This window comes from Lacrimispora sanguinis (assembly GCF_044987295.1).
Classification (GTDB): domain Bacteria; phylum Bacillota; class Clostridia; order Lachnospirales; family Lachnospiraceae; genus Lacrimispora; species Lacrimispora celerecrescens_B.
The window spans coordinates 501,811-527,574 of sequence record NZ_CP173277.1; the positions used below are offsets into that span (position 1 = coordinate 501,811).

26 protein-coding genes are annotated in these 25,764 nt (G+C 44.0%); 25 read left to right on the top strand and 1 reads right to left on the bottom strand.

Annotated elements, in window-relative coordinates; all coding sequences use genetic code 11:
* The first annotated feature begins 80 nt into the window (after nucleotides 1-80).
* The 25 genes from mreD to ACHZES_RS02520 all read left to right on the top strand — a co-directional run bounded on the left by mreD (nucleotide 81) and on the right by ACHZES_RS02520 (nucleotide 23,427).
* On the top strand, nucleotides 81-599 hold the full coding sequence (mreD, locus tag ACHZES_RS02400) for a rod shape-determining protein MreD (RefSeq protein ID WP_038284315.1): 519 nt from the start codon (nucleotides 81-83) through the stop codon (nucleotides 597-599).
* On the top strand, nucleotides 592-3,456 hold the full coding sequence (locus ACHZES_RS02405; RefSeq protein ID WP_395548686.1) for a penicillin-binding transpeptidase domain-containing protein: 2,865 nt from the start codon (nucleotides 592-594) through the stop codon (nucleotides 3,454-3,456). The genes mreD and ACHZES_RS02405 overlap by 8 nt, the downstream gene beginning before the upstream one ends.
* A gap of 20 nt (nucleotides 3,457-3,476) precedes the next feature.
* Nucleotides 3,477-4,142 (top strand): septum site-determining protein MinC, encoded by a 666-nt coding sequence (gene minC, locus ACHZES_RS02410; protein WP_038284317.1) that lies wholly within the window; start codon nucleotides 3,477-3,479, stop codon nucleotides 4,140-4,142.
* A gap of 43 nt (nucleotides 4,143-4,185) precedes the next feature.
* Complete coding sequence (minD, locus tag ACHZES_RS02415) at nucleotides 4,186-4,977, top strand: septum site-determining protein MinD (RefSeq protein ID WP_038284319.1); 792 nt, start codon at nucleotides 4,186-4,188, stop codon at nucleotides 4,975-4,977.
* An 11-nt stretch (nucleotides 4,978-4,988) separates the two neighbouring features.
* Nucleotides 4,989-5,267 carry a cell division topological specificity factor MinE gene (gene minE, locus ACHZES_RS02420; protein WP_038284322.1) on the top strand — a complete coding sequence of 93 codons (279 nt, stop codon included), beginning with the start codon at nucleotides 4,989-4,991 and terminating at the stop codon, nucleotides 5,265-5,267.
* A 2-nt stretch (nucleotides 5,268-5,269) separates the two neighbouring features.
* Nucleotides 5,270-6,394: an FtsW/RodA/SpoVE family cell cycle protein gene (locus ACHZES_RS02425; protein ID WP_038284324.1), complete on the top strand. Its 1,125-nt coding sequence runs from the start codon at nucleotides 5,270-5,272 to the stop codon at nucleotides 6,392-6,394.
* Between the two features lie 17 nt (nucleotides 6,395-6,411).
* A complete protein-coding gene (locus ACHZES_RS02430) occupies nucleotides 6,412-6,807 on the top strand; it encodes a methylglyoxal synthase (RefSeq protein WP_038284326.1) in 396 nt (131 codons plus the stop codon).
* A 14-nt stretch (nucleotides 6,808-6,821) separates the two neighbouring features.
* Nucleotides 6,822-7,790 (top strand): D-alanyl-D-alanine carboxypeptidase family protein, encoded by a 969-nt coding sequence (locus ACHZES_RS02435; protein WP_084719830.1) that lies wholly within the window; start codon nucleotides 6,822-6,824, stop codon nucleotides 7,788-7,790.
* A gap of 89 nt (nucleotides 7,791-7,879) precedes the next feature.
* Nucleotides 7,880-8,299, top strand: a complete 420-nt coding sequence (locus tag ACHZES_RS02440) for a hypothetical protein (protein WP_038284331.1) — start codon at nucleotides 7,880-7,882, stop codon at nucleotides 8,297-8,299.
* A 283-nt stretch (nucleotides 8,300-8,582) separates the two neighbouring features.
* Nucleotides 8,583-9,920, top strand: a complete 1,338-nt coding sequence (locus tag ACHZES_RS02445) for an HlyD family efflux transporter periplasmic adaptor subunit (RefSeq protein ID WP_404820379.1) — start codon at nucleotides 8,583-8,585, stop codon at nucleotides 9,918-9,920.
* Nucleotides 9,921-9,932: 12 nt separating this feature from the next.
* Entirely contained in the window at nucleotides 9,933-10,628 is a 696-nt protein-coding gene (locus tag ACHZES_RS02450; protein ID WP_038284333.1) for a YggS family pyridoxal phosphate-dependent enzyme, read from the top strand.
* A gap of 130 nt (nucleotides 10,629-10,758) precedes the next feature.
* Nucleotides 10,759-11,277, top strand: coding sequence for a cell division protein SepF (locus tag ACHZES_RS02455; protein ID WP_038284334.1), 519 nt, complete (start codon nucleotides 10,759-10,761; stop codon nucleotides 11,275-11,277).
* Nucleotides 11,278-11,464: 187 nt separating this feature from the next.
* Entirely contained in the window at nucleotides 11,465-12,553 is a 1,089-nt protein-coding gene (gene aroB / locus ACHZES_RS02460) for a 3-dehydroquinate synthase (protein ID WP_395548513.1), read from the top strand.
* Nucleotides 12,554-12,563: 10 nt separating this feature from the next.
* Complete coding sequence (lspA, locus tag ACHZES_RS02465) at nucleotides 12,564-13,082, top strand: signal peptidase II (protein ID WP_038284335.1); 519 nt, start codon at nucleotides 12,564-12,566, stop codon at nucleotides 13,080-13,082.
* Complete coding sequence (locus tag ACHZES_RS02470) at nucleotides 13,079-13,993, top strand: RluA family pseudouridine synthase (protein ID WP_154520665.1); 915 nt, start codon at nucleotides 13,079-13,081, stop codon at nucleotides 13,991-13,993. The genes lspA and ACHZES_RS02470 overlap by 4 nt, the downstream gene beginning before the upstream one ends.
* Nucleotides 13,994-14,106: 113 nt before the next feature.
* Nucleotides 14,107-14,745 (top strand): AAA family ATPase, encoded by a 639-nt coding sequence (locus ACHZES_RS02475; RefSeq protein ID WP_089993353.1) that lies wholly within the window; start codon nucleotides 14,107-14,109, stop codon nucleotides 14,743-14,745.
* Between the two features lie 177 nt (nucleotides 14,746-14,922).
* A complete protein-coding gene (yhfZ, locus tag ACHZES_RS02480) occupies nucleotides 14,923-15,858 on the top strand; it encodes a GntR family transcriptional regulator YhfZ (protein ID WP_089993355.1) in 936 nt (311 codons plus the stop codon).
* Between the two features lie 59 nt (nucleotides 15,859-15,917).
* Entirely contained in the window at nucleotides 15,918-16,277 is a 360-nt protein-coding gene (locus ACHZES_RS02485) for a PRD domain-containing protein (RefSeq protein WP_038284341.1), read from the top strand.
* 64 nt (nucleotides 16,278-16,341) lie between these two features.
* Entirely contained in the window at nucleotides 16,342-16,713 is a 372-nt protein-coding gene (locus ACHZES_RS02490; RefSeq protein WP_038284342.1) for a DUF2620 domain-containing protein, read from the top strand.
* A 2-nt stretch (nucleotides 16,714-16,715) separates the two neighbouring features.
* Nucleotides 16,716-18,026: a YhfT family protein gene (locus ACHZES_RS02495; RefSeq protein ID WP_038284344.1), complete on the top strand. Its 1,311-nt coding sequence runs from the start codon at nucleotides 16,716-16,718 to the stop codon at nucleotides 18,024-18,026.
* Between the two features lie 11 nt (nucleotides 18,027-18,037).
* Entirely contained in the window at nucleotides 18,038-19,021 is a 984-nt protein-coding gene (locus ACHZES_RS02500) for an amidase family protein (RefSeq protein WP_395548511.1), read from the top strand.
* Nucleotides 19,022-19,080: 59 nt separating this feature from the next.
* Nucleotides 19,081-19,950 (top strand): phosphotriesterase, encoded by an 870-nt coding sequence (locus ACHZES_RS02505; protein WP_395548510.1) that lies wholly within the window; start codon nucleotides 19,081-19,083, stop codon nucleotides 19,948-19,950.
* A 13-nt stretch (nucleotides 19,951-19,963) separates the two neighbouring features.
* Nucleotides 19,964-21,058 (top strand): aminotransferase class V-fold PLP-dependent enzyme, encoded by a 1,095-nt coding sequence (locus ACHZES_RS02510; protein ID WP_038284348.1) that lies wholly within the window; start codon nucleotides 19,964-19,966, stop codon nucleotides 21,056-21,058.
* On the top strand, nucleotides 21,059-22,216 hold the full coding sequence (locus ACHZES_RS02515) for an alanine racemase (RefSeq protein WP_395548509.1): 1,158 nt from the start codon (nucleotides 21,059-21,061) through the stop codon (nucleotides 22,214-22,216).
* Complete coding sequence (locus tag ACHZES_RS02520) at nucleotides 22,213-23,427, top strand: phosphopentomutase (protein ID WP_395548508.1); 1,215 nt, start codon at nucleotides 22,213-22,215, stop codon at nucleotides 23,425-23,427. The genes ACHZES_RS02515 and ACHZES_RS02520 overlap by 4 nt, the downstream gene beginning before the upstream one ends.
* Before the next feature lie 87 nt (nucleotides 23,428-23,514).
* Here ACHZES_RS02520 and glmS read toward each other — a convergent pair whose 3' ends face one another.
* Nucleotides 23,515-25,332 (bottom strand): glutamine--fructose-6-phosphate transaminase (isomerizing), encoded by a 1,818-nt coding sequence (glmS, locus tag ACHZES_RS02525; RefSeq protein WP_395548507.1) that lies wholly within the window; start codon nucleotides 25,330-25,332, stop codon nucleotides 23,515-23,517.
* Nucleotides 25,333-25,764: the final 432 nt, after the last annotated feature.

Below are 25,764 nucleotides of genomic sequence, written 5' to 3' on the forward strand. Positions count from 1 at the left end.
CATGGACAGGAAAGAGGAAACACCCTTCGGGTATACCTTTATGTCCAAAATGCATGGACAGGAAAGAGGAAAGGAGTAACATGAGACGGATACTTTTTAATGTGCTGATGATGATTCTGGCATTTACTATTCAAAATTGCCTTTTTCCGTTGCTGCCGTTTTTATCGGCTTCTCCCAACCTGCTCTTAATCCTCACCTTTTCCTTTGGCTTCATGCATGGAAAAGAGGCCGGGATGTATTATGGGCTTTTGGCCGGGCTCCTCATGGATTTATTTTACAGCGGGCCATTTGGTTTTTACACCCTGATTTTTATCTATGTAGGCTATATCAACGGAATCTGTACGAAATACTATTATGAAGATTACATTACGCTGCCCTTGATCTTAAGTGTACTGAACGAGTTGGCTTACAATCTGTATATATATGTTTTCCGGTTCCTGATCCGCCAGAAAATCAACATTGGGTATTATTTTATCAATCTGATGCTTCCGGAAATCATCTTTACTGTTGTAACGACCCTGCTTCTTTATCGGGTATTCCTGATTTTGAATCGGCACTTGGAAGAGATAGGAAAAAGAGGTGATTCAGCAATTGTTTAGTGACTTGTTTGACATTATAAAAGAATTCTTTAAAAAAACAATATCATCACGGCTTTTTATACTTGGAATCATCTGCTTTTTCATGTATGCCGGATTAATTAATAAACTTTTCATCATGCAGATCGTTAATGGAGAAGAGGCTCTTAACGAATACTTACAGCTTACGGAACAAACGATTACAACCGCCGGAACAAGAGGCAATATCTATGACCGGAACGGCAAGGTCCTGGCTTATAACAAGCTGGCTTATTCCGTTACCGTACAGGATACCGGAGCATACAAGAATTCAAACGCCAGAAATAACATGTATTTAAGGTTGGTGCAGATCCTTGAAAAGCACGGGGAAACCATACAGGGGAAATTTGAAGTCGCCATTGATCCCAACGGAGACATTGTTTACACCTCCTCCACCGAGCCCTCCAGAAAGCGCTTTCTGCGGGACTATTATGGTCTGAAGAAGGTAGAAGAATTAGATGATGAAAAAGGCGCCTATCCCTCTAATTTAAACGCAAGGGAGCTGTTTGAGAAGGCCTGCAAGGACAATGGTCTCACAGATATGAAAGATCAGGACGGAAAGCCCGTTACCCTGACAGACCAGGAAGCCCTGGATATCATCAATATCAAATATGCCCTTCGCCTCATGTCCTACCGCAAATACGAAGCCACCACGGTTGCCAGCCAGGTAGCCGATGAAACCGTAGCGGATATTTTAGAGCATATTGGGGACATGCAGGGAGTGAATGTAGAGGAAACCACAATCCGTGCTTATAATGACAGCATTTCCTTAGCTCCTGTCGTCGGTTATACCGGAAAGGTCCCGGAGGACCAGCTGGAGGGCCTTCAAAAGAGGAAAGACGATTACGACATCAATGATATCGTAGGACGGGCTGGAATTGAATATACGATGGAGCATGAGCTTCAGGGAACAAAAGGGAAAAAAACGATTTATAAAGACAGTGTAGGACGAATACGCGAAACGAAAGATGAAACCGATGCTACTGCTGGAAATGATGTGTATCTGACTCTGGATGCAGATCTTCAAAAAGGCATTTATCACCTGATCGAACAGTCTTTAGCCGGAGTTCTCATTAAGACCATTGTAAACAGTGATTACCGTACCAGTGGCTCTACCGATGGTTCCAATATGAAGATACCTGTTAAGGATGCCTATTACCAGCTGATTAACAACAATGTCCTTTCCCTGAAGGAAATGGAAGGGGAGGACGCTTCTGAAACCGAAAAAAACATATACCGGAAATATATGTCTTCCCAACAGCAGATTTTTACCAGTCTGAACAATGAACTGATGAGCACCCATGCCACATCTATGAAGGATCTTTCGGAAGACATGAAAGCCTATATGTTTTATATCTATACTTATCTTTCCGGTCCTACCGTGGGAATTATCAAGGAAGATGCCATTGATACCTCCAGCGCGGAATATCAGGCTTGGAAAGCGGATGAAATCAGCTTAAGAGACTATCTGTATTATGGAATAGCCAATGGCTGGGTGGATACAACCAAGCTGGGAACCAGTTCCAAATATTCAAATGCGGATGACACCTTTGAAGCCCTTGTGGCTTATTCTCTGGACAAGCTAAAGGATGACCGGAACTTTACAAAAAAGATATACCGGTATCTGATTAATGACGATGTCATTACTGGGCAGGAACTTTGCCTTGCGTTATATGATCAGGGAGTTTTAACAGACAACGGACAGGATGCCGCAGAACTGAGAGCAACAGGAGATGCTTACACCTTCCTGATTAAAAAGCTGTCATCTCTGGAGATTACCCCTGCCCAGCTGGCATTATCCCCCTGTAACGCAGGAGTAGTTGTTACAAACGACAAAACAGGAGAAGTGCTTGCGCTGGTATCCTATCCTGGATATGACAACAACAGGATTGGTGACGGAACCTATTTCAGCCAGCTGCAGGCGGACTTGTCCCTTCCGCTATACAACAATGCAACCCAGACAAGAAAAGCGCCTGGTTCCACCTTCAAACCCATTACTGCAGTGGCCGCTCTGGAAGAGCATGTCGTCACAATGGATGAATCGATTACCTGTACCGGCATTTATACAGATGTAGAACCGCCCATTAAGTGCTGGATCTATCCAGGCCAGCATGGCCCTCTGAACATTGTAGGAGGAATTGGGAACTCCTGTAACTATTTCTTTGCTGATCTGGGACACCGCTTGTCAATGGATGCCAATGGAGTATATTCTCCTGATCTGGGACTTGATGTACTGCGAAAATACGCAACGATGTTCGGCTTGGATCACAAGTCTGGAGTGGAGATCGCAGAGCTTGATCCCCAGATTTCAAAAGAAGCGCCGGAGCGTTCTGCCATGGGACAGGGAAGCCACGCTTACACAAATGTACAGCTGTCCAGATATGTAGCTGCCATTGCAAACCGGGGAACCGTATTTGAACTCAGCTTATTGGACAAGACAACAGATTCTGAAGGCAATCTGATACAAGATTATACCCCTAAGATTTCTTCTCATATTGACGCGGCGGCTTCAACGTGGGATACTGTACAACAGGGAATGAGAGAGGTGATTGCAAACGGTTCAAGTAAAAGGCTGTTTACCGACCTTGAAGTGGAAATTGCTGCTAAGACCGGTACTGCACAAGAGGCCCGTAACAAGCCTAATCACGCATTCTTTATTTCTTATGCGCCATATGACAATCCGGAAATTTGTGTTACCGTGAATATTCCGTATGGCTATTCATCATCCAACGCCGCCAATATTGCGAAGAACGTCTATAAGTATTATTACGGCTATACGGACTTAGAATCCATTATAAATGCCGGTGCCCTGGATGCAGCGAAGGTCAACATTCGCGATTAACTAGGATAAGAGGTGATATGATGCATAATACCGTAGTAATTAAAAGCAACAGAGCAGGTATGACTGTCATCCTGGACCCAGACACCCCCTTCCCTCAGCTCCTTTCTGATATTGGGAAAAAATTCGGGGATCATGCGAAATTCTGGGGATCCGCACAAATGACCCTGACCCTGGAGGGTAGGGAACTGAATTCCGAGGAAGAGTTCGCAATCATCAACCAGATCACAGAAAACTCCAATGTGGAGATCATCTGCCTGGTTGATACGGATATAAACCGTATGGAGCGCTGCGAAAAAGCACTGAACGAGAAACTCATGGAGCTGTCCTGCCAGACAGGGCAGTTCTTCAAAGGCAATCTACAAAGCGGAGAGACTTTGGAATCCGAAGCCAGCATTGTTATCATCGGAGATGTATGCAAAGGTGCAAAGGTTTTGGCAAAGGGCAATGTGATCGTTCTTGGTAAGCTTTCCGGAACGGTATGTGCAGGTGTGGCAGGCAACCGGGGAGCGCTCATTACCGCCCTTGATATGGCACCGATCCAGCTGCGCATCGCAGATTGTACCTCAGGCCTCGACGGAAGAGGAAAGCGGCTGGGAAGAGGTCCTATGAAGGCTTATATGGAAAATAACAAGGTTATAATTAAACCAATGAAAAAAAGTGTGGAAATATTCCAAAAACTAAGGTAGAATATAAAAAGGAAGTCATCCCTAAAAATCAGGAGGATATGGTATGAGCGAGATTATCGTAATCACTTCTGGAAAAGGCGGGGTAGGCAAGACAACAACCTCTGCCAATGTTGGTACCGGACTGGCGATTCTGGGTAAAAAAGTAGTTCTGATCGATACAGATATAGGACTTCGGAACCTGGACGTTGTTATGGGTCTGGAAAACCGCATTGTCTACAATTTAGTAGACGTGGTAGAGGGCAACTGCCGTATGAAGCAGGCCCTGATAAAAGACAAAAGATACCCAAACTTATTTTTACTTCCCTCAGCACAAACCAGGGACAAGACGGCAGTCACTCCCGAACAAATGGTAAAGCTTGTTGATGATTTACGGGAAGAGTTTGATTACATCCTGCTGGATTGCCCCGCAGGCATTGAACAAGGCTTTCAAAACGCCATTGCAGGCGCTGACAGAGCCATTGTTGTTACCACTCCGGAGGTTTCTGCTATCCGGGATGCAGACCGGATCATCGGGCTTTTAGATGCCGCTGATATGGGAGCCATTGAACTCATCGTAAACCGGATCCGTGCGGATATGGTGAAAAGAGGAGACATGATGTCTCTGGACGATGTCATGGACATCCTTGCCGTTGATATTATCGGCGCTGTGCCGGATGACGAGGATATCGTCATTTCCACAAACCAGGGAGAACCTCTGGTAGGTATGGGAACTCCGGCCGGACAAGCCTATATGGATATCTGCAGGCGGATTACCGGGGAAAACGTACCGCTGCAAAATCCGGCAGTGCGTGAAGGCCTTTTCTTTAAACTCTCCCATCTACTAAAGAGAGCATAGGAGGGTGTGAAATGAGGCTGTTTCCTGTATTCCGCAAGAAGAATTCAGGAGAAATTGCAAGAAATCGTCTGAAACTTTTGCTGGTTGCGGACAAGGCTGATTGTTCTCCTGAGATCATGCAGATGATAAAAGACGATATGGTCCGTGTTGTTTCAAGATACATGGATATAGATTCCGACAGAATAGAGATACAGATGAAGAAGCTTAAACAGCCGGATTGCGAACGCTTTATACCGGTTCTTTATGCAAACATCCCTATTCGAGACGTACCTGACAAGGGGATATACTAATTATGTTTTCTGATTACAATTTTAAATACTATAATTACCGGTTAGTTTTGTACATGCTGTCGCTGTCCGTTATCGGAATTCTTGTGGTGGCCAGCGCCTCCAACCAGGATTCCAGTACAGTGACAAAACAGATTATCGGCGTAATGACGGGATTTGCCATGGCTATCGGGCTTTCCATCATAGACTATCGTAAAATTATTAAGCTTTATGCTCTGATTTATGCGGGCTGCATCATCATGCTGGGTGCCGTTCTTGTTATGGGCCATACGGCTGGAGGAGCCACCAGATGGATCAACATCCCTGGTATCGGACGGATACAGCCGTCTGAATTTGTAAAGATCGGTTTAATCGTGTTCTTTTCCTGGTATTGGAACAAATACCAGGAAAGGCTGAACACGCCGATTATGATAGGGTTGGCCGCTTTGCTTGCGGCCATACCAATCGGCCTCATTTTTGCGGAGCCGAATTTATCCACCAGCCTTGTGGTTTCCATTATTATCCTGTGTATGGTATTTTCTGCAGGAATCAGTTACCGCTGGATCGGGGGCGTCCTTGCCGTAGCAATACCGGCAGGAGCGCTTTTCATATTTTTGCTGACCAAAGGACTGATCCCTTTTATACACGATTATCAGGCGCGACGGATCCTTGCATGGATTTATCCCCATGCAGAGCAGTATGCAGAGAATCTGTACCAGCAAAAAAATTCAATTATGGCAATCAGTTCCGGACAGCTTCAAGGGAAAGGACTTTTTAATACAACCATTGCATCGGTGAAAGATGGAAACTTCTTATCAGCCGGGGAAACCGACTTTATTTTCGCCATTATCGGTGAAGAAATGGGATTTCGAGGCAGCGTTATCGTCATTACTCTTATTGGTTTGGTTGTATTTGAATGCCTTTATTTGGCATCCAAAGCCAAAGATATGTCAGGAAAACTGATTTGTACCGGCATGGCCGCCTTAATCGGCTTCCAGGCCTTTGCCAATATCGCCGTGGCAACGCAGATATTTCCCAATACAGGCCTTCCTCTCCCTTTTATCAGCTCGGGAGTCAGTTCGCTCATCAGTATCTTTATGGGTATGGGACTAGTGCTGAATGTTGGACTGCAGCGTAAAATCGGTAATTAATAAGGAGGTATATCGTCATGAATATAGGACTAGTTGCACACGATTCAAAGAAAAAACTTATGCAGAACTTCTGCATTGCCTACAGGGGAATTTTAAGTAAACACATGTTATATGCTACAGGAACCACCGGACGTTTAATCGAAGAGGTAACCAATTTAAATGTTCATAAATATCTGGCCGGGCATTTGGGCGGAGAACAGCAGTTAGGATCCCAGATTGAACACAATGAGATCGACCTGGTTATCTTTTTAAGAGATCCTCTTACTCCCAAGTCTCATGAACCGGATATCGTAAACATCATGAGCACCTGTGATATGCACAACATTCCTCTTGCAACCAATCTGGCTACCGCAGAGCTTATGATTAAGTCTCTGGAACGCGGTGACATGGAATGGCGTGAGATGTACAAATAACAGAGGTAGATTCCGTGAAGAAAAGAGTTTTTGTAAAATTAGGCTGCATTGCCTTATGTACCGTATTTCTGACAGGCTGCGCCGGTCTGAAGGCCCTGGACAATCCTTATGTGTATTCGGAAAGAACCGCCCTTTACCAGTCCAGTGCAGTATCTGGCAGAGCAGAACCCTTTGCTCATGATCTCTGTATCGTTTCGGAGGATCCTTCCAGCCAGGACAATGCGGTCACTGCCGAAGCTGCCGCTGTCTTTGACTTAACGGATAAGAAAGTCCTGTTTGCAAAGAATCCTTTTGAGCGTTTGTATCCTGCAAGCATCACAAAAACCATGACAGCTCTTATTGCTCTAAAATACGGAAATTTATCTGATGAAGTCACGGTTACCAAAGATGCCGTTATTACGGAAGCCGGGGCTACTTTATGTGGGATAAAGCCAGGAGACAAGCTGACTATGGAACAGCTTTTATATGGTCTTATGCTCCCATCCGGTAATGATGCCGGGGCTGCCATTGCAACCCATATGGCCGGAGGGATAGACCAGTTTGCACAGATGATGAACGAAGAAGCGTTGAAGGTCGGAGCTACAGGGACTCATTTCCTTAATCCCCACGGATTAAGTGATGATGATCACTACACCACAGCTTATGACCTGTATTTAATCTTCAATGAAGCGTTAAAATATCCCGAATTTCGCAAGATCGTTGGTACAACCGAGTACACCACCACCTATCAGGATGGAGCGGGGAAGCCGGTTAATGCAACCTGGAAAGGTACCAACTGGTATATGACAGGAGAACGTCAGATGCCGGAAGGACTTACCGTACTGGGTGGAAAAACAGGTACGACAAAGGCGGCTGGAAGCTGCCTGATCATGGGAAGCTCGGATTCCTCTAAGCGGGAATATATTACCGTAGTTTTAAAGGCACCGAATCATGCAGGCCTTTACGATAATATGACAAATATATTGAATAAAATTGTAGAATAGTCATTGCCTTTCTTATGGATTTGTACTATAATTATATTAATCCGAATAGACTTTTTATACAAATTATATAACGCAAGGAGGAGATTGCTATGGTGCAGATAATAGCAGGAAAAAAGGGTAAGGGGAAAACAAAACATCTGTTAGACAGAGCTAATTCCATTGTTAAAGAATCATCAGGTTCTATAGCCTACCTGGACAAAAGTTCCAAGCACATGTACGAATTAAGCAACAAGATCCGCCTCATTAATGTCAATGAGTATCCGATTACATCAAGCGAAGGATTTATTGGTTTTATCTGTGGTATTATATCTCAAGATCATGATTTAGAGATGATGTTCTTTGACAGCTTTTTGAAGCTGGCCTGCCTTGAAGGGGAAGATATATCTGAGACCATTGCAACTTTGGAAAAAATCGGTGAAAAGTATCACGTAACCTTTGTTCTCAGCGTTTCTATAGATGCGGAGAATATGCCTGAGAATGCCAGGGCTAATGTGGTTGTTTCATTATAATCATACATGAAGATAAGGGGGCTGCACGGCAGTCCCCTTTGTTTTGCTTGAATTTTTTGGATTTTCCTCTTATAATACTAAAAGATATACCCAAAGTACGTGGGCGATAATAAGGAACGCCCTACGGGCATACCTCTATGCCCAAAGTACGTGGGCGATAATAAGGAAAGGAGGCGTCAGGTTGGCTAAACAAAAGGCAGCGCAGCCATTAAAACGGGCTGCTCATCCAAAGAAGAATAAAAAAATTATCCGATACCGGCGGCCTCTGAATATTAATGTTGGCATGATCATCTTTGCGTTGATCTTTGTTTATATGGTGTTCAGTGTAACCGCCTACATCCGTAGAGATAAGGTACAGTTTTACGAAGTACAAGAAGGCAGCATTGTCAATAAGAAAAATTACACAGGAATTATCCTCCGGCAGGAAGAAGTAAAAAATGCAGACCGATCCGGCTATGTCAATTACTATGTAAGGGAAGGAAAGCGGGCTTCTAACGGCACCCGGGTCTATTCCATTGATGAGACAGGAAATCTCACTTCATTTCTGGCGGAAAATACAGAGGATAAGGTAACACTGACACCGGAAAATCTAGCTGAACTGAAAAAGCAGCTGACCACATTCAGCCTTACCTATGACAACGACCAGTTCCGTTCTGTTTATGATACCAAATACGCTTTAGAGGCTGAAGTCATGGAATATATGAATTTCAATGCTTTGGACAACCTCGGTGGCATGATGGATCAGGCAGGCATTAACTTTGAACAGGTAAAAGCTGACCGGGCAGGCATCGTTTCTTACGGAGTGGATTCTTATGAAGGACTTCAGCCATCGGGAGTTTCAGATGCCGTATTTAACCGCAGCAACTATACGAAAACCATTACAAAATCAGGAAAGCTTATAGAAAAGGGCTCGCCAGTTTATAAGGTTATTACATCCGATTTATGGTCAATCGTGTTTCCAATGGAAGAGGAAGATACCAAATCTTATGGAGACAAGACGAATCTTACCGTAGAATTTTCCGGAAAGGATTTAAAGGCTACAGGAAGCTTTTCCGTGTTTTCCGGGACAGATGGAAAAACTTTTGGAAAATTGGATTTTGATAAATATATGATTCAATTTGCTTCCGACCGGTACGTTGATTTTGAAATCGTTTCAGACCGGGTAGATGGTTTAAAGATTCCCGTAACATCTGTTACGAAAAAAGATTTTTACCTGGTCCCCATGGACTACGTCACCCAGGGCGGAGACAGCCAGTCCACCGGTTTCAACAAAGAAGTGTATTCCGGTTCAGGAACCTCAGTGGTATTTGTCCCTACCGAGATTTACTATTCCGAAGGGGATAATTATTATATCGAAATGGGTACGGAAGATGGTTTTAAAGCAGGAGACTATATTGTAAAGCCTAATTCCACGGAACGTTATCAGATTGGGACAAGCGCATCTCTTCAAGGCGTATATAATATTAACAAAGGGTACGCGGTCTTTAAGCAGATTGATGTGCAGGCTTCCAATGATGAATATTACACAGTAAAAAAGAACATGACCTATGGATTGGCAGTATACGATCATATCGTTCTCAAAGCAGAGACTGTCAGTGAAGGGGAATTAATTTATCAATAAGAGGTGATTGGTTTGGTTAAAGAAAATCTGGAAGAAGTGAATAACCGGATTTTAGCCGCTTGTAAGAGGGCTGGAAGAAATCCGGAAGAAGTAACCCTGATAGCAGTCAGCAAAACAAAACCCGCTGACATGATATCAGAAGCATATTCTGCCGGTGTCCGGGATTTTGGAGAAAATAAAGTGCAGGAACTTTGCGAAAAGCACCTTGCCCTTCCAAATGATATCCGCTGGCATATGATTGGACATTTACAGAGAAACAAAGTCAAACAGGTCATTGATAAAGCCGTGCTGATCCATAGTGTAGACTCTGTCCGCCTGGCGGAGCAGATTGAAGAGGAAGCAGCCAGAAAAGACTTGATTGTGGACATCCTTTTGGAAGTGAATGTAGCAGAAGAGGAAAGCAAGTACGGGTTTAAATTGGAGGAGACGGAAAGCGCGATTCGCAGAATCGCCAGCCTTCCCCATGTAAAGATAAAAGGTCTTATGACTATTGCACCTTTTGTAGAAAAATCTGAAGAAAATCGTCCAGTTTTTAAAAAATTAAGACAATTTTATGTTGACATGCAAAGCAAAAACGTTGATAATGTTAGTATGAATATGCTCTCAATGGGTATGACCGGAGACTATGAGATTGCCATAGAAGAAGGTGCTACTCTGGTAAGAGTCGGTACCGGAATTTTCGGTACAAGATATTATATGAACACTTAATGATTGCAGGAGATGTGAGGCAAAGTCTGCCCCGCATGATTAGGCATGACTTTAGTGAGAATATATGCCTGGCCCCTGAAAGTTTTATTTTCACTCAGGAACCATGGTATAAGATTGGAGAGAATGAAGTATGAGCATTTTAGGCAAACTGATGGATAGCATGCGCTTAAATGATACAGATGATGATGATTACTATTTAGATGACGACTACGAGGATGAAAGCGATAAACCTGCTAAAAGAAACCTTTTCTCGAAAAAGAGTGAAGAGGATTACTACGAGGAAGAGGATGATTTTGAACAAAAGCCTCGTTTCCTATCCCGGTCTCCTAAAGTGGTGCCCATGAAGCAGTCCCGTATTATGGAGGTATCCATGATAAAACCAACCTCCATTGAAGATGCAAAGGAAATTTGTGATCATATGCTGGCTGGAAAGGCAGTTGTCCTCAATATGGAAGGCATCCATACAGAAGTCGCCCAGAGAATCATTGACTTTACCTCAGGTGCCACTTACTCCATGAATGGTAATTTGCAGAAAATATCAAATTACATATTCATAGCGACCCCGGAATCCGTAGAGCTCTCCGGTGATTTTCAGGACCTGTTAAATAATGGAAGCCTGGATATGGGCGGAATGAATTTACGCCTTTAATAGAATTTTCGTACAAGACATCATACATTTCTTAGAATGGTACAAGCAGACGATTTTCCACATTTCACGCTTCCTCAAATCGTTGCAGCATTGCAATGCAGGAAGCGGGACGGAAGATTGTTTGCTTTCTTCCATGATATAGGAATATAACATGTTCAAAAGCACGGACAGGAAAGAGGAGAATACCATGGGATATAGAATTCCGGTACACATGAACGGTGCCTTCATTTATGAGATTGTCATGGAAACTGGGTTTGACGGACTAAAAGAAGAACTGAAAAAGCTGAACCTGGGAGAACGCAAGGTCTGTATTGTCACGGATTCCAATGTGGCGCCCCTTTACCTTGAGGAAGTGGAAACCATTGTTTCATCTTGCTGTAAAAAAGCAGAACATTTTATCTTTCCTGCCGGAGAAGAATATAAGAATCTGGATACTGTCAGAAATTTATATGAAACCCTTATTTTAAAACAATTTGACCGCCACGATTATTTGCTTGCATTAGGCGGAGGCGTTGTGGGAGATTTATGCGGTTTTGGAGCAGCCACCTATTTGCGTGGAATCTCCTTTATCCAGGTACCTACAACCCTGCTGTCTCAGGTTGACTCCAGCATCGGAGGAAAAACCGGCGTTGATTTTGATTCCTATAAAAATATGATAGGCGCCTTCCACATGCCGAAGCTGGTATATTCCAATACCGCCGCTTTAAAAACTCTTTCAGAAGAACAATTTTCCTCAGGAATGGGAGAGATTATTAAGCACGGATTGATCAAAGACGCTTCCTATTACCAATGGCTTATGGAGCATTCCTCCGAAATCTGGAGCAGGGATTTAGCGGTATTAAGCGAAATGGTTCTTGTAAGCAACCAGATCAAACGGGATGTGGTAGAAAAGGATCCAACGGAACAGGGAGAACGTGCTCTTTTAAACCTGGGCCACACCCTGGGACATGCCATTGAAAAGCTATCGGATTTTCGGCTTGTACACGGTCACTGTGTAGGGCTTGGCTGCATTGCTGCCATGGCAATTTCTATAAATAGAGGATTGATCCGTTCCGAAGAGCTTCCGAGACTTGTATCGGTAATGAAACAATTTGACATGCCTGTTACGGTTAATGGGCTTTCCACTGAACAAATTATTCTCACAACAAAAAGTGATAAAAAAATGGATTCCGGTACCATCCGGTTTATCCTGTTAGAACAGATTGGTAAAGCCTTTACCTGCAAGACTGTCACTGAAACAGAAATGGCAGAAGCGCTTCACCACATCTTAACTTAAGGAGATTTTCATGAATCAAAAAATAAAACTGATCATCGGGATGATCATCGGCTTCTTTCTTTCCATTGGCTTAGATCAATGGACAAAGCTTCTTGTTGTTAAGCATCTCATGGACCGGCCTCCGTTTGTGATCTGGAATGGAGTGTTTGAACTTTATTATTCCGAAAACCGGGGGGCAGCATTTGGAATGCTTCAGGGTAAACAGGCATTTTTCCTGCTGGTCGCTTTGGTAGTACTGTCAGTAGCAGCGTTTTCTGTCAGTCGTATGCCTGCAGACAGAAAATACCTACCCCTGCACCTTATTGCCATGTTTCTTTCGGCGGGAGCGGTAGGAAACATGATCGACCGCTTTACCAGAGGCTATGTGGTAGACTTTTTATATTTTAAACTGATCGATTTTCCGATTTTTAATGTTGCAGACTGTTACGTCACGATTTCCATGTTCGTTTTTATGCTCCTGTTTCTGTTTTATTACAAAGAGGAGGACTTATCCTGTCTTTCCCTTCATAAAAAGGAGGAGCTGGGTTGAGTCAAGAGTTTGTAGTCGCTCCTGAGGATGCCGGTGTCCGCATCGACCGGTATTTATCCGACCAATGCCAGGATATTTCCCGTTCTTACCTTCAGAAGCTTTTAAAGGAAGAATCCGTGCTGGTTGAAGAAAAACCAGTAAAAAGCAATTATAAAGTAAATACAGGGGAACGGATTTCCCTGACCCTTCCTGAAATAAGGGAACCGGAAATCGTACCGGAGGATATCCCCCTTGATATTATCTATGAAGATAAGGATATCATTCTCATTAATAAACCAAAGGGGATGGTGGTCCATCCTGCCGCAGGTCATTACAGCGGAACCCTGGTCAATGGGCTGATGTCTCATTGCCGCAGCGAGTTATCTGGAATAAATGGAGTTATGCGCCCTGGGATCGTCCATCGAATTGACATGGATACCACCGGGGTTCTTATTGTATGTAAAAATGATATGGCTCACAATTCTATTTCCCAGCAGCTGAAGGAACATTCCATTACCAGAAGATATGCTGCAATCGTACACGGAGTCTTAAAGGATGACGAGGGAACGATCAACGCTCCCATAGGCCGTCATCCCATAGACCGGAAGAAAATGAGCATAAATGAAAAAAATGGAAGAGATGCAATAACCCATTACCGTGTCCTTGAGCGGTTTAGACAGTATACCTATATAGAATGTCAGCTTGAAACAGGGCGGACCCATCAGATCAGAGTTCATATGGCAAGCACTGGACATCCTCTTTTAGGAGACTCTGTCTATGGTCCTGCAAAGTGCCCATTCCGTCTTAACGGGCAGACCCTTCATGCCGGTGTATTGGGAATTATCCATCCCAGAACCGGTGAATATATGGAATTTTCAGCGCCTCTTCCTGACTATTTTGAAGAATTATTGAGAAAACTGCGGACAACTTAACAGGCTAGATAAAAGCTCCTTTTCAAAAAACAGTTAAATCGAAATAAAAATATAGATTTTTCAGATATTTTAAGGTATAATATAATTACAAGATACCGGAAGGAGCTGTCTATATGAGTGGAAATTTAGTGATTGCAATTGGAAGACAATGCGGAAGTTCTGGAAAAATCATCGGACAGAAATTGGCAGAAGAACTGGGTATTAAATGCTATGACAAGGAGCTTTTGGCACTTGCAGCAAAAAACAGTGGGTTATGTGAAGAATTATTCAAGACTCACGATGAGAAGCCAACCAACAGTTTTCTGTATTCCCTTGTGATGGATACATATTCCATGGGATTCACAACTTCTGGTTACATGGATATGCCAATAAATCATAAGATCTTTTTAGCACAGTTTGATACCATCAAACAGCTGGCGGATGAAGAATCCTGTGTGATCGTTGGAAGATGTGCCGATTATGCTCTGGCGGAATATCCCAACCTTGTTTCCGTGTTCATTACTGCCGATGAAGAAGACAAGGTGAAATCCATAAAAGAACTTTATCATGTCGATGATACCAAAGCAAAAGATATTATGGTCAAAACGGACAAAAAGCGTTCCAGCTACTATAATTACTATTCCAATAAAAAATGGGGAGATGTAAGAAGCTACGATTTATGTATTAATCGGAGCTCCGTAGGTGTAGATGGTACCGTTAAGCTGATTCACAATTTTGTTGATACAAAAATGGAGTGGAATAAGACAAAGTAATTGATAGGAAGACGGACATTTCAGTGATACAACGGAAATGTCCGTTTTTCGTTCATAAAATTGTATTTTCTGTACATAAAATAAAGATATGAAAAATAATATTGTTGACATTGCACATATCCTATGATATTGTGTGAATATACAAAATAATGTAAATTGCTAAAAGTGAGAGAACTCATGAAAAACAAACATTTAGAAGCAGGAAACCTATATCAAAAAATAGGCCTGGTTAAAAATCTGCTGGCACTGGATTTAATGTCCCGGAATGCGGGAGACCGGATTCTGCCCATCTCAGAGTATCAGGATAAATTCGGGGTATCAAGGGGAACCATTCAGAACGCATTTGCCTGTTTAAAGGAATGTAAAGCAGTGACACTGGAGAATCATGGACATCAGGGAACCTGCATCAAAGAGATTGATTATAAGAAGCTGCAGGAAAACTGCATGCGCAAAGAAATTCTGGGAATCATGCCCCTTCCATATTCCGTGACTTATGAGGGGTTCGCCACGGCTATGTATACTCAGTTTGCACCGCTTAACTTTAATATGGCTTACGCCAGAGGCGCAGTGGGACGTATTGATCTGGTAGAATCAGGAACCTATCAATTTGCTATCTGCTCCCAGTACGCGGCAGAACAATCCATAAGAGAAGGAAAGCAGATTGAAGTTGCAATTAATTTCGGACCGGGCAGCTTCCTTTCCAGGCACGTGCTACTTTTAGGGAATTCCAAATTTGAAGGCATTCAGGATGGCATGCGGGTAGCATACGACAGCAGCTCCATTGACCAGAGCTGTATTACCAAAAATATTATCCACGGCAAAAAGGTTACCCTGGTCCCGATCCGGACTCAGCAGACCGTAAGCGCCTTGATGGATGGTATGATAGATGCAGGAGTATGGAACTATGACGATATCCTGGAGCATAAGTACGAACCACTGAATGTAGCCTTTTTAGATGAATCTGATTACAACAATCTGTTTTCGACGGCTGTTATGGTTATTAGAAAGGAGGATGAATATCTAAAGGCACTATTGGATAAGTATGTCAGCATACCGAAGGTTGTGGAGATTATCCGGGAGGTAAGGGAGAAAAAAAGAGAACCCTATTTCTAGAAATTGTCTTTTTAGAGCAAAGTACAAAATAATGTATATTGAAACTGGGAGGGAATCCAATGGATTTAAGAGATATTTTAAACCAGCGTCTGGATATTCTGGAGGAAAATCACGTGATTTGCAAAAAGGTTGCGGATTACTCCAGAAACATAGTGGACCGGATACTGGAAGAAAAGCCTGACGCAGAAGAGAATAAGGCAGCAATGTTCATCACTCATCTGGCCATGGCCGGACAAAGAGTTTTAGACGGGGTTGTAGAACACCCTCTGGATAACACGCTTCTCGATGGGATAAAAAAGGAGCCGGTTTATCAAAGGGCGGAAATGTTAAAAGAGGAACTGTTAAAGGAAACAGATATCCAGTTCCCGGAAGCAGAGCGGAACTTTCTGACCGTTCATCTTTGCAATCTGCTTTCATAATAGGTATCATGGCCAATTGGCCTTTATTAAGCAATGATACAAGGATAAAAGGAGGATAGAAGCAATGAAGATTGTGGTTGGTGGTCAGATTGACAAGGAAGAAATTGCCAGACTGGTAGCACTGCAGATGAACGGCAGGGCGGAGATCGAGATCAAGGGGGATCTAGATGCTGCACTTGGCGTGAAAAACGGGACGTATGATTATTATGTAGGTGCCTGCAATACTGGCGGCGGCGGAGCGCTGGCCATGGCTATGGCCATGCTGGGTTCCGGACTCTGTTCTACGATTTCCATGCCCGGAATGATAAAGAGCGGAGATTTTATCAGAGAAGAGGTACAAAAGGGGAAAAAAGCATACGGATTTACAGCACAGCACAAAGAAGAGGTACTTCCGGTTCTGTTGCAGGCAATCATTGAGAAAGAGGAGGTTTCATAGGTATGAAATACATAGTTATTGCATTAATCGGGGCATTGGCTTCTGTTTTATCCAATCAGGGGATTGCAGTTTTTAATGACGGTTTCCGGCCAATTGTGGGGCAGTATTTTAACGGAGAGATCAACCGAAAAGAATTAGCGGCCATGAGCTTTGCCATCAGCTTCGGCCTGGTCATCGGTTTTGGTATACCGACCTCCATTGCAGCAAGCATTATTTTGATCCACTGCCTGCTGCTGACTACTGATATCATCGGATCATTTTGTAATAACAGCAGAAACGGTATGATCCTATCCGCTGTCATCGGAGCCGCTTATGGCCTGGCGATTCTGGCTGGTTTAGAGTTTGTTGTAAAACTGTTCAGCTATATGCCATATAACTTCACCAGTGACTTAGGAAGCGTTTCCGGCTATATAACGGTTGCATTTGCCGTATTCCCGGCAGTGGGCATTGCTTACCAGCACGGCTTTAAAAAAGGCATGACCGCAGGAATCGTTACCCTGCTAGTCTATTTTCTTGTTAAAAAATTCGGTACCTTTACCATCGGTGCAGGCAAGGTTTCTTTAAATGCAGAAGGTATGGCAATGCTTGCAGGCATGATTATGATGATCGTCTATGCTGCACAGAAGAAAGGAACGGAACATACCAATGAAGGGCTGACCAAGGGCTTTGAGGGCAATATTTTACGTATTAGAAAAAATTGGCTGCTGTTAGCTATTATGGGCGGTCTGATCGCAGCCGGAACCAGCCTTGCCATTATTGCCGGCGATCCTGCTTCCCTGGCTCTTTTGGCCAACCAGGAATACAGCAATGCCGGATTAACCGCACTGGCAAGAGCCATTGGCTTCATACCTCTGGTATTTACAACAGCCATTGTAACAGGCGTGTACGGCGCGGCCGGTTGTACCTTTGTATTTGTAGTCGGACTATTCCTTCATGGAAACCCGTTCTTTGCATTTATACTCGGATTTGCAGTTATGGTGGCAGAGATTTTCCTTATTAACATTTTTGCAAAATACATGGATAAATTCCCGGGAGTCAAAGATATGGGAGAGTATGTGAGAACATCCATGAACAAGGTTCTGGAGATTTCCTTGCTCGCAGGCGGTATTGTTGCAGCAGAAAAAATGGCAGTTGCCTCTTCCGGATACACTGGAATCGGAGCACTGTTTGTAATCGGGGGCTTCCTGTTAAATAAGAAAGCGAAAAAACCGATTGTTGACCTGGCTGTTGGTCCTGTAGCATGTATCATTTTCGGAGTGCTGTTAAATCTGCTTCTCATCATAGGCCTTATTGCAGTCCCGGCAGCAAAGTAACTGGAATTGATATGGAAAGACTTGAAACCTATGCAAAGAAAACATTTTTGGCACTTAAAAATCCCTATTGCACGGTAAACCAGGTAAATCCCCGCGTCATCGATCTGGTTGCTCCATCTCTCGAAAAGCATGGGTTTGCCTGGTATACTGGAGTCAAGGATACTTCGGTCATACCAGGAGAGCTAAAAGAGCGCCTCAATAAAAATGGCTTTTTATTTCATACCGCCGATAAAATGGCTCTTGGCGGAAGAGCGGTGGATTTACAGCTTATCAATCCCATTACCGGAAAATGGATGACCGGCTCCAGCAGCGGTACGGCACTCAACGTATTCTATGGAATCAACGATGCCGGAATCGGAACAGACGGCGGCGGCAGTGTACTGGCACCTGCTGCTGCCCTCAACCTATATGGATTTATCTCTCCATTAATCGAGCAGGAACATATGAAGCAATATGCAAAAACTTCTACGGATGGTATTGTATTTTCTCCCAGCCTTGGTGCCATTACCAGAGATTTAAAGACCCTGGAACAGGTTCTAAATCCTTTGCTTGGAATTAATCTGAAAGAGGAATCCATGAATTGGGAGGACGGCCTGGAATGGAAAGAAGTTTCCAATGAAAACCCGCCGGATATTTATGGGCACCGGGAACCATTGATCCAGTTCTTAAATCAGATCACGGGTCCGGGAACCATCCTCATCTCAAAGGAAGGACCGGTGGATGTGAATGCCATGGGTGACAGCATTTACGGCCATTTTGATAAGGAGACAGAAACGTGCCAGGCTCGTTCGGGAAAAGGACTGATGCGGGTAGTCAATATGTGCGGAAAATCCGCACTGACCATTCCGGCCAGTAAATTGGGGTGCTGTACCCTTCTGATCTGCGAAAGTAAAAAAGAAGACATTGAAGCAATGTTCCGAAAGGCCAGATTAATGGTCTGTCAAAGATCCCAGTTGATCGAGCGGTACTTTATGAATTTTGATATGTATTTCTAGTGCATAATGACGAGGCAAATGTGAAAATCACTTTTCCCTTTGTCCCTTGGAGGCAAAACATGGAAAAAGGTTATACTTTGATGCATGAACACATTACCATAGACTTATCCGGGGTAAAAAAAGACCAGGATTGCCGGCTTGACTGCTTTGAGGAAACAAAAGCAGAGCTTTGCTCTCTATATCAGCTTGGCGTCAGGCGCATTCTGGATGTGACGAATATGGGTATGGGAAGGAATCCGGAATATGTAAGCCGGATGGAAAAAGCCACCGGCATCCGGATCTTGCAGTCGACCGGTTTTTATAAAGAGCCGTTTCTTCCGGACTTTGTTTATTCCATGTCTGATATGGAACTTGCTGAACTGGCAGAAAAAGAATTGACGAAAGGAATTGGGGATTCCGGCATCAAAGCAAGGGTCATCGGAGAGTTTGGAACCAGCAAAAACATCATGACGGATATGGAAAAAAAAGTGTTTCATTCCATGGCTTTGGCAGCGGTGCGTACCGGTGCCGTAGTAACTACCCATACAACCCTTGGAACCATGGCTCTGGAACAGGCTGAATATTTAAAACAGGCCGGGGTTAAGCCGGAAAAGATCATTATCGGTCATTTAGACCTTTCCCAAGACCCGGATTATATTCTTTCGGTTCTGAAGGAAGGCGTCAATATCGGATTTGATACTGTGGGCAAAAATAATTACTGTCCGGACCAGTTCCGTGCAGAAACATTAAAACGAATCGCAAAAGAAGGTTTTCTGGGACAGGTGGTATTATCAATGGATATAACCAGAAAAACTCATTTAAAAGAGTGGGGAGGCTTGGGTTATGCCTATTTGTTTGAGACCTTTCTTCCCATGCTTCGGAATTATGGTTTATCTGAGGAACAAATCGATATGCTGCTGATTAATAATCCGGACCGGATTCTGAAATAAGGAGGAAGAACGTATGCAGACTTATCCATTATCCAGCATCTCAGTAGAGGAGGCCGCCAGGCTGCAATTTAAAGTGATTGATTGTATCACAAAAACATTCAGCGGCCGCGAGATTTTAAACCGTGGAGATTTAGGGGTTGTTCCAGGTCTTAATAAGCCGTTAACCACAAAAAAGGCGGAACGGGTTATTGCGGATCTGTTTGATGGGGAAGCCTGTATCCTGGTGAGAGGCGCCGGAAGCGGAGCCATAAGATTGGGGCTCCATACCATATTAAAACCGACAGAAAAAATTCTGGTACACAAGGCACCTGTTTACAGTACCACTGCCACATCTTTAGAAATGTTATACATTTCGACGGTAGAGGCTGATTATAATGATCCGGACGATATACGCCGGGTAATAAAAGAAAACAATGATATTAAGGGCGCTCTCATCCAATACACCAGGCAAAAGCCAGATGACCGCTATGACATGACCCAGGTGATAAAAACAATTAAGGAATGCATTGATATTCCCATATTAACCGATGATAATTATGCCGCCATGAAAGTGAACCAGATTGGCATCCAGTGCGGAGCGGACCTTTCCTGTTTTTCTTCCTTTAAGCTGTTGGGCCCGGAAGGCGTAGGCATTATCGTTGGAAAGGCATGTTATATTGAAAAGCTAGTGAAAGAAAGTTATTCCGGAGGCACCCAGGTCCAGGGGCATGAAGCCTTGGATGTACTTCACGGCCTTGCCTATGCGCCTGTGGCCTTAGCCATCCAGGCCCAGGTAAATGAAGTATGTGTAAAACGGCTGAACGCAGGTGAGATCCCTAAAGTAAAGCAGGCATTTCTGGCAAATGCCCAGTCAAAAGTACTTTTGGTTGAGTTTTATGAGAACATTGCAGAAAAAGTCCTTAGGGAAGCCGAAAAACTGGGAGCAGCACCGAATCCAGTGGGAGCAGAATCAAAATACGAACTGGTTCCCATGTTTTATCGGGTATCCGGTACCTTCCGGAGTACGGATCCTACACTGGAAAGCCGTATGATCCGGATCAACCCCATGCGGTCCGGGGCGGATACCATTATGCATATTATAAAAGAAGCTGTAGAAAGAGTGATATAAATGTTTTTAGAGCAGACCTTAAAACGAAACCCGGAATTAATCAAAGCCTCCTTTGAGCTTCACCAGAGCGGGCAGATCCAGCCGGATTCTTATGTAATAGACGTGGATACCTTTCTGGATAATGCATCGCTTATGTTAAAAGAAGCAAAAGAAAAGGAGATCAGGCTGTTTTTTATGCTGAAACAGGCCGGAAGAAATCCTTATCTGGCAAGGAAACTGGTGGAACTGGGCTACGAAGGGGCCGTTGTAGTGGATTATAAAGAAGCCAAAGTGATGATGGAGCACCAGATCCCCATCGCAAACGTAGGACATCTGGTACAGATTCCTACTGCACAGGTGGAGGAGATCGTAGCATACCGTCCTCAGATGATCACGGTATATTCCGAAGAAAAAATCTGTCAGATCCATCAGGCAGCTAAGAAACTGGGGCTTTTTCAGGAGATCATTCTCCGTGTTACCAGCGATTCGGACATGATCTACTCAGGACAGACGGCAGGGTTCCATCTCGATGCGTTAAAAGATCTGGCAGAACGGATCAAAACACAGTATCCCTGTGTAAAAATCACAGGTGTCACATCTTTCCCCTGTTTTTTATATGAAGAAACAGCCCATGACCTGATCCCTACCAGGAATATGGATACCGTAAAACAGGCGGCTGAGATTTTAAAGGAGTGCGGATTCCAGGTAACCATCATCGATACACCTTCCGGTTCCTGTACCTACGCTCTGAATAAGATCAGAGAAATGGGAGGAAACTGCGCCGAGCCGGGCCATGGCCTGTCCGGTACCACGCCCATGCATGCGGACCATGTGCTGGAGGAAATCCCTTGTGTTACTTATGTAAGTGAAATTTCTCACAATTTTAAAAAGCATGCCTATTGCTACGGCGGCGGCCATTACCGGCGTTCCCACGTAAAATCAGCCCTGGTTGGAACTGCTTTTGATCATTTCACTGAAATGGAGGTTATTCCGCCTACCAATGAAAGCATTGATTATCATTTCGGCCTGACCCAAGAAGGGACGGTAGGAGATACTGTAATAATGGCATTCCGTTATCAAATCTTCGTTACCCGTTCGGATGTGGTGCTGTTGGAAGGGTTGAAAAAGAAGAAACCGCAAATTGTTGGAATCTATGACAGCATGGGGAAAAAGTTATGAAAAAAAGATTGATTGTCATTGTTTTGGATGGATTCGGCATCGGAGCCATGGAAGATGCACGTCTTGCCAGGCCTGGAGATGAAAAGGCTAATACCTTAAGAAGCATTCTGAAGGACTACCCCGATCTAAAGCTCCCGACACTGGAAAAGCTGGGGCTTATGAATGCCTATGGAGAGGAAAGCACCTCCATGAAATTCTCACTTAAAGCAAATTTCGGAAGCTGCGGGCTCATGCATTATGGAGCAGACACGTTTATGGGCCATCAGGAAATTATGGGAACACTCCCGAAAAAACCGGAAGTCCATCCCTTCCAGGAAAAAGCAGAAGCAGTAAAAGCACATTTGGAGGCAAATGGACATCAGGTAAAAGTCATCGAACGGCAGGGGCTGCGCTATTTACTGGTAGACCAATACGTAACTGTAGCAGATAATCTGGAAGCAGACTTGGGGATGTGCTATAACGTAACAGCTCCTTTGGATCTGATCTCCTTTGAAGAGGAATATGCCATAGCAAGAAAGGTTCGGGAAGTAGTAACCGTAGGCCGGGTAATTGTGTTTGGCGGAACCGGAAATACCATGGAAGACCTCTGGAATGCTGAAGAGGTGAAACAAGGCCGTTTCATCGGCATAGCGTCTGCAAAATCCAAATCCTACGATCATGGCTACCAATGCAGGCACTTAGGCTATGGGGTGGATCAAAAGGTACAGGCCCCCACGATTCTGACAAATGCAGGGTTTGACTGTACCCTGATTGGAAAAGTAGCGGATATTGTATCCAATGATAAGGGACTGAGTATTTCCTGCGTGCCCACACAGGAAGTAATGGACCTTACCTTCCGGGAAACAGAAGCCATAACTCAGGGCTTTTTATGTACCAATGTACAGGAAACGGACTTAGCCGGACATTCCCAGTCCACTATGACCTATAAAAAAATCCTGGAAATAGCAGATCAGGGAATCAGCAGACTTTTACCAGAGCTGACTGCCCAGGACATTCTGGTGATCATGGCCGACCATGGAAATGATCCCAATATCGGTCACAGTAAGCATACCAGGGAGCGTGTCCCGCTTCTTGTTTATAAAAAAGGAATAACAGGAAGAAACCTGGGAAAAAGAAAAACCCTCTCTGACATAGGTGCAACCGTTTGTGATTATTTTGGCACAGGCGCTCCGCAAAACGGAGAATCCTTCCTGCCGCTTTTAAAAGATTAATACTAGATATTTAAAAAAGAACCATGAGGGGAGACGGCTAATGCCGCTCCCCTCATGGTTCTTTTCAAGTTTTCTTACCCGATAAGATTACTCAACTGTCACGGACTTCGCTAAATTCCTTGGCTGATCCACATCCAAATCTTTTCCCACAGAAGCATAATATGCAATAAGCTGCAGCACGACTGCTATGGGAAATACAGTAAACCGGTCGCCGATATCCGGAATGTTGATCTGAACATCAGCGATCCCAGGTTCGATCTTTGATTTCTCCTTTGTCAATAAAATAACAAATGCACCTCTTGCTTTTACTTCCCTGATATTGGAGACGGTTTTTGAAAAGATCTTCTCCTGGGTTGCAATGGCGATTACAGGAACCTGATCCGTTATAAGAGCAATGGTTCCGTGTTTCAATTCTCCTGCTGCATAGGCATCTGCATGGATATAGGAAATTTCTTTTAATTTCAAAGCACCTTCCAAGGAAAAGGCGTAATCCAGACCACGTCCGATAAAAAAGGCATCCGGCTTATTGATCAAGTGTGTCACCAAAGCCTTTACCTCATCCCTTTTTTCAATCATGGCTTCCATGGCGGGTATGGCGTCAAGCAGCTGCTTTATAAAGTCCCCGGCTTCCTCCCGGTCATAATTGCCCCGGACAAAGGCCATGCGGCAGCATACCATATAAAGAGCAGCCAGCTGGACAGAATATGCTTTGGTGCTGGCAACCGCAATTTCAGGGCCTGCATGGGTATAAAGAACGTAATCGCTTTCCCTGGCTATGGTAGACCCCTTAACATTGACCACAGAAAGAGTCGCAGCCCCACAGGCCTTCGCCAGCCGTAGAGCTGCCAGGGTATCAATGGTTTCCCCGGACTGGGATATGATGATGACCAGGGTTTTACTGTCGATGAGCGGAGTGTCATAACGGAATTCAGAAGCGATGGAAACCGTAACAGGGATCCGAAGGAGCGGTTCCATAAGAGCTCTGGCCACCATCCCTGCATGCATGGCAGTACCGCAGGCCACAATATGAACCTGATTGCACTGTTTTAATACGGTATCAGGTATTCCGTCATCGCCAAAATCCGGAAGCCCTTTTACCAGACGTGGCAATATGGTGTTCTTAAGAGCCTCAGGCTGCTCGTGGATCTCCTTCAGCATAAAATGGGGAAATCCATTCTTCATAGCCGCATCCATATTCCAGTTTACCTCCATCAGTTCCGGTACCTCTTCCTGATGCTTAAGGTTATAAAGATGTACCTTATAGGAGGTGAGTTTTACAATATGATTTTCCGGAACCACAAAATACTGCCTGGTATAAGGAATGAGGGCAGTTAAGTCTGAGGCTACAAAAGAACCGGATCTTGTATAGGCCACCACCAGTGGGCTGACATTACGGATCGCATAAATAGCCCCTGGATGATCCTCAAACATTACACAAAAGCTGAAAGAGCCTTTTAAATAGGCAGCTAGTTTTGAAATAGCTTCTACAGGATCTCCCTGATAAATGCTTTCTAAAACCCAGGCAGCTACCTCACTGTCGGTTTCAGAGCGGAGTTTTCCTTCCAGATGAAAATCCACGGTCAGCTGATGATAATTTTCTATGATGCCGTTATGAACCAGCGTGATCCGTCCGGCCCGATGAGGATGAGTGTTCTCGGTCGTTACACCGCCATGAGTTGCCCACCTGGTATGTCCAAGACCGCAATGGGACACCCCTGTGATTCCTTTGCATTCTTCTTTTAAATTCGATACTTTTCCTGTATGTCTGATCAGACGGGTATGGGAATTCTCCATAAAGAGAGCAATGCCGGCACTGTCATAGCCCCGGTATTCCAGCTGAGATAATCCATCAAGTAATATTTTTTTAGAGTCTAAAGGTCCGGTATATCCAATTATTCCACACATAATTTCGCAATCTCCTTAATCAATTCTTTTATGTCTGCATCTGTTCTTAAAAATGGCAAACAAAAAACAAGCTGTCTGGCTCCAGATTTTAAAAACGGCAGCTTTTTTATCACATTCAGTTCTATGTCTCCGGTTCCAACGCGTTTGTTTTGCAGTTACCCGCATATTTCACGTAGGATACACGCCCGGAGGGGCATGGAAGGGCATCCGCCGAATATTCGATAACCCTTCACCTCGTCAACCTTTGATGCCATTTTTCTATAGAAAAATGTTCACGATCGCATCAACTGGTGCATGGCGCTTAGCTTTGCTATTGTCATTTATGCCTCCTTCATAAATCTAGTTTATTATAGCCTTTGATCGTTTGTGCGTCAATACCATGATTTACAATCATTTTACGAAAAGCTTCTTTTTCATTTTACATCAATTCTA

Coding starts and splice junctions, on each gene's coding strand:
- minC (WP_038284317.1), top strand. CDS start 3,477: ATGCATAATACCGTAGTAATTAAAAGCAACAGAGCAGGTATGACTGTC.
- ACHZES_RS02485 (WP_038284341.1), top strand. CDS start 15,918: ATGGATTTAAGAGATATTTTAAACCAGCGTCTGGATATTCTGGAGGAA.
- ACHZES_RS02475 (WP_089993353.1), top strand. CDS start 14,107: ATGAGTGGAAATTTAGTGATTGCAATTGGAAGACAATGCGGAAGTTCT.
- ACHZES_RS02495 (WP_038284344.1), top strand. CDS start 16,716: ATGAAATACATAGTTATTGCATTAATCGGGGCATTGGCTTCTGTTTTA.
- mreD (WP_038284315.1), top strand. CDS start 81: ATGAGACGGATACTTTTTAATGTGCTGATGATGATTCTGGCATTTACT.
- glmS (WP_395548507.1), bottom strand. CDS start 25,332: ATGTGTGGAATAATTGGATATACCGGACCTTTAGACTCTAAAAAAATA.
- minE (WP_038284322.1), top strand. CDS start 4,989: ATGAGGCTGTTTCCTGTATTCCGCAAGAAGAATTCAGGAGAAATTGCA.
- ACHZES_RS02445 (WP_404820379.1), top strand. CDS start 8,583: ATGATCATCTTTGCGTTGATCTTTGTTTATATGGTGTTCAGTGTAACC.
- ACHZES_RS02430 (WP_038284326.1), top strand. CDS start 6,412: ATGAATATAGGACTAGTTGCACACGATTCAAAGAAAAAACTTATGCAG.
- ACHZES_RS02490 (WP_038284342.1), top strand. CDS start 16,342: ATGAAGATTGTGGTTGGTGGTCAGATTGACAAGGAAGAAATTGCCAGA.
- minD (WP_038284319.1), top strand. CDS start 4,186: ATGAGCGAGATTATCGTAATCACTTCTGGAAAAGGCGGGGTAGGCAAG.
- ACHZES_RS02510 (WP_038284348.1), top strand. CDS start 19,964: ATGCAGACTTATCCATTATCCAGCATCTCAGTAGAGGAGGCCGCCAGG.
- ACHZES_RS02505 (WP_395548510.1), top strand. CDS start 19,081: ATGGAAAAAGGTTATACTTTGATGCATGAACACATTACCATAGACTTA.
- ACHZES_RS02520 (WP_395548508.1), top strand. CDS start 22,213: ATGAAAAAAAGATTGATTGTCATTGTTTTGGATGGATTCGGCATCGGA.
- ACHZES_RS02425 (WP_038284324.1), top strand. CDS start 5,270: ATGTTTTCTGATTACAATTTTAAATACTATAATTACCGGTTAGTTTTG.
- ACHZES_RS02500 (WP_395548511.1), top strand. CDS start 18,038: ATGGAAAGACTTGAAACCTATGCAAAGAAAACATTTTTGGCACTTAAA.
- ACHZES_RS02455 (WP_038284334.1), top strand. CDS start 10,759: ATGAGCATTTTAGGCAAACTGATGGATAGCATGCGCTTAAATGATACA.
- aroB (WP_395548513.1), top strand. CDS start 11,465: ATGGGATATAGAATTCCGGTACACATGAACGGTGCCTTCATTTATGAG.
- yhfZ (WP_089993355.1), top strand. CDS start 14,923: ATGAAAAACAAACATTTAGAAGCAGGAAACCTATATCAAAAAATAGGC.
- ACHZES_RS02440 (WP_038284331.1), top strand. CDS start 7,880: ATGGTGCAGATAATAGCAGGAAAAAAGGGTAAGGGGAAAACAAAACAT.
- ACHZES_RS02515 (WP_395548509.1), top strand. CDS start 21,059: ATGTTTTTAGAGCAGACCTTAAAACGAAACCCGGAATTAATCAAAGCC.
- lspA (WP_038284335.1), top strand. CDS start 12,564: ATGAATCAAAAAATAAAACTGATCATCGGGATGATCATCGGCTTCTTT.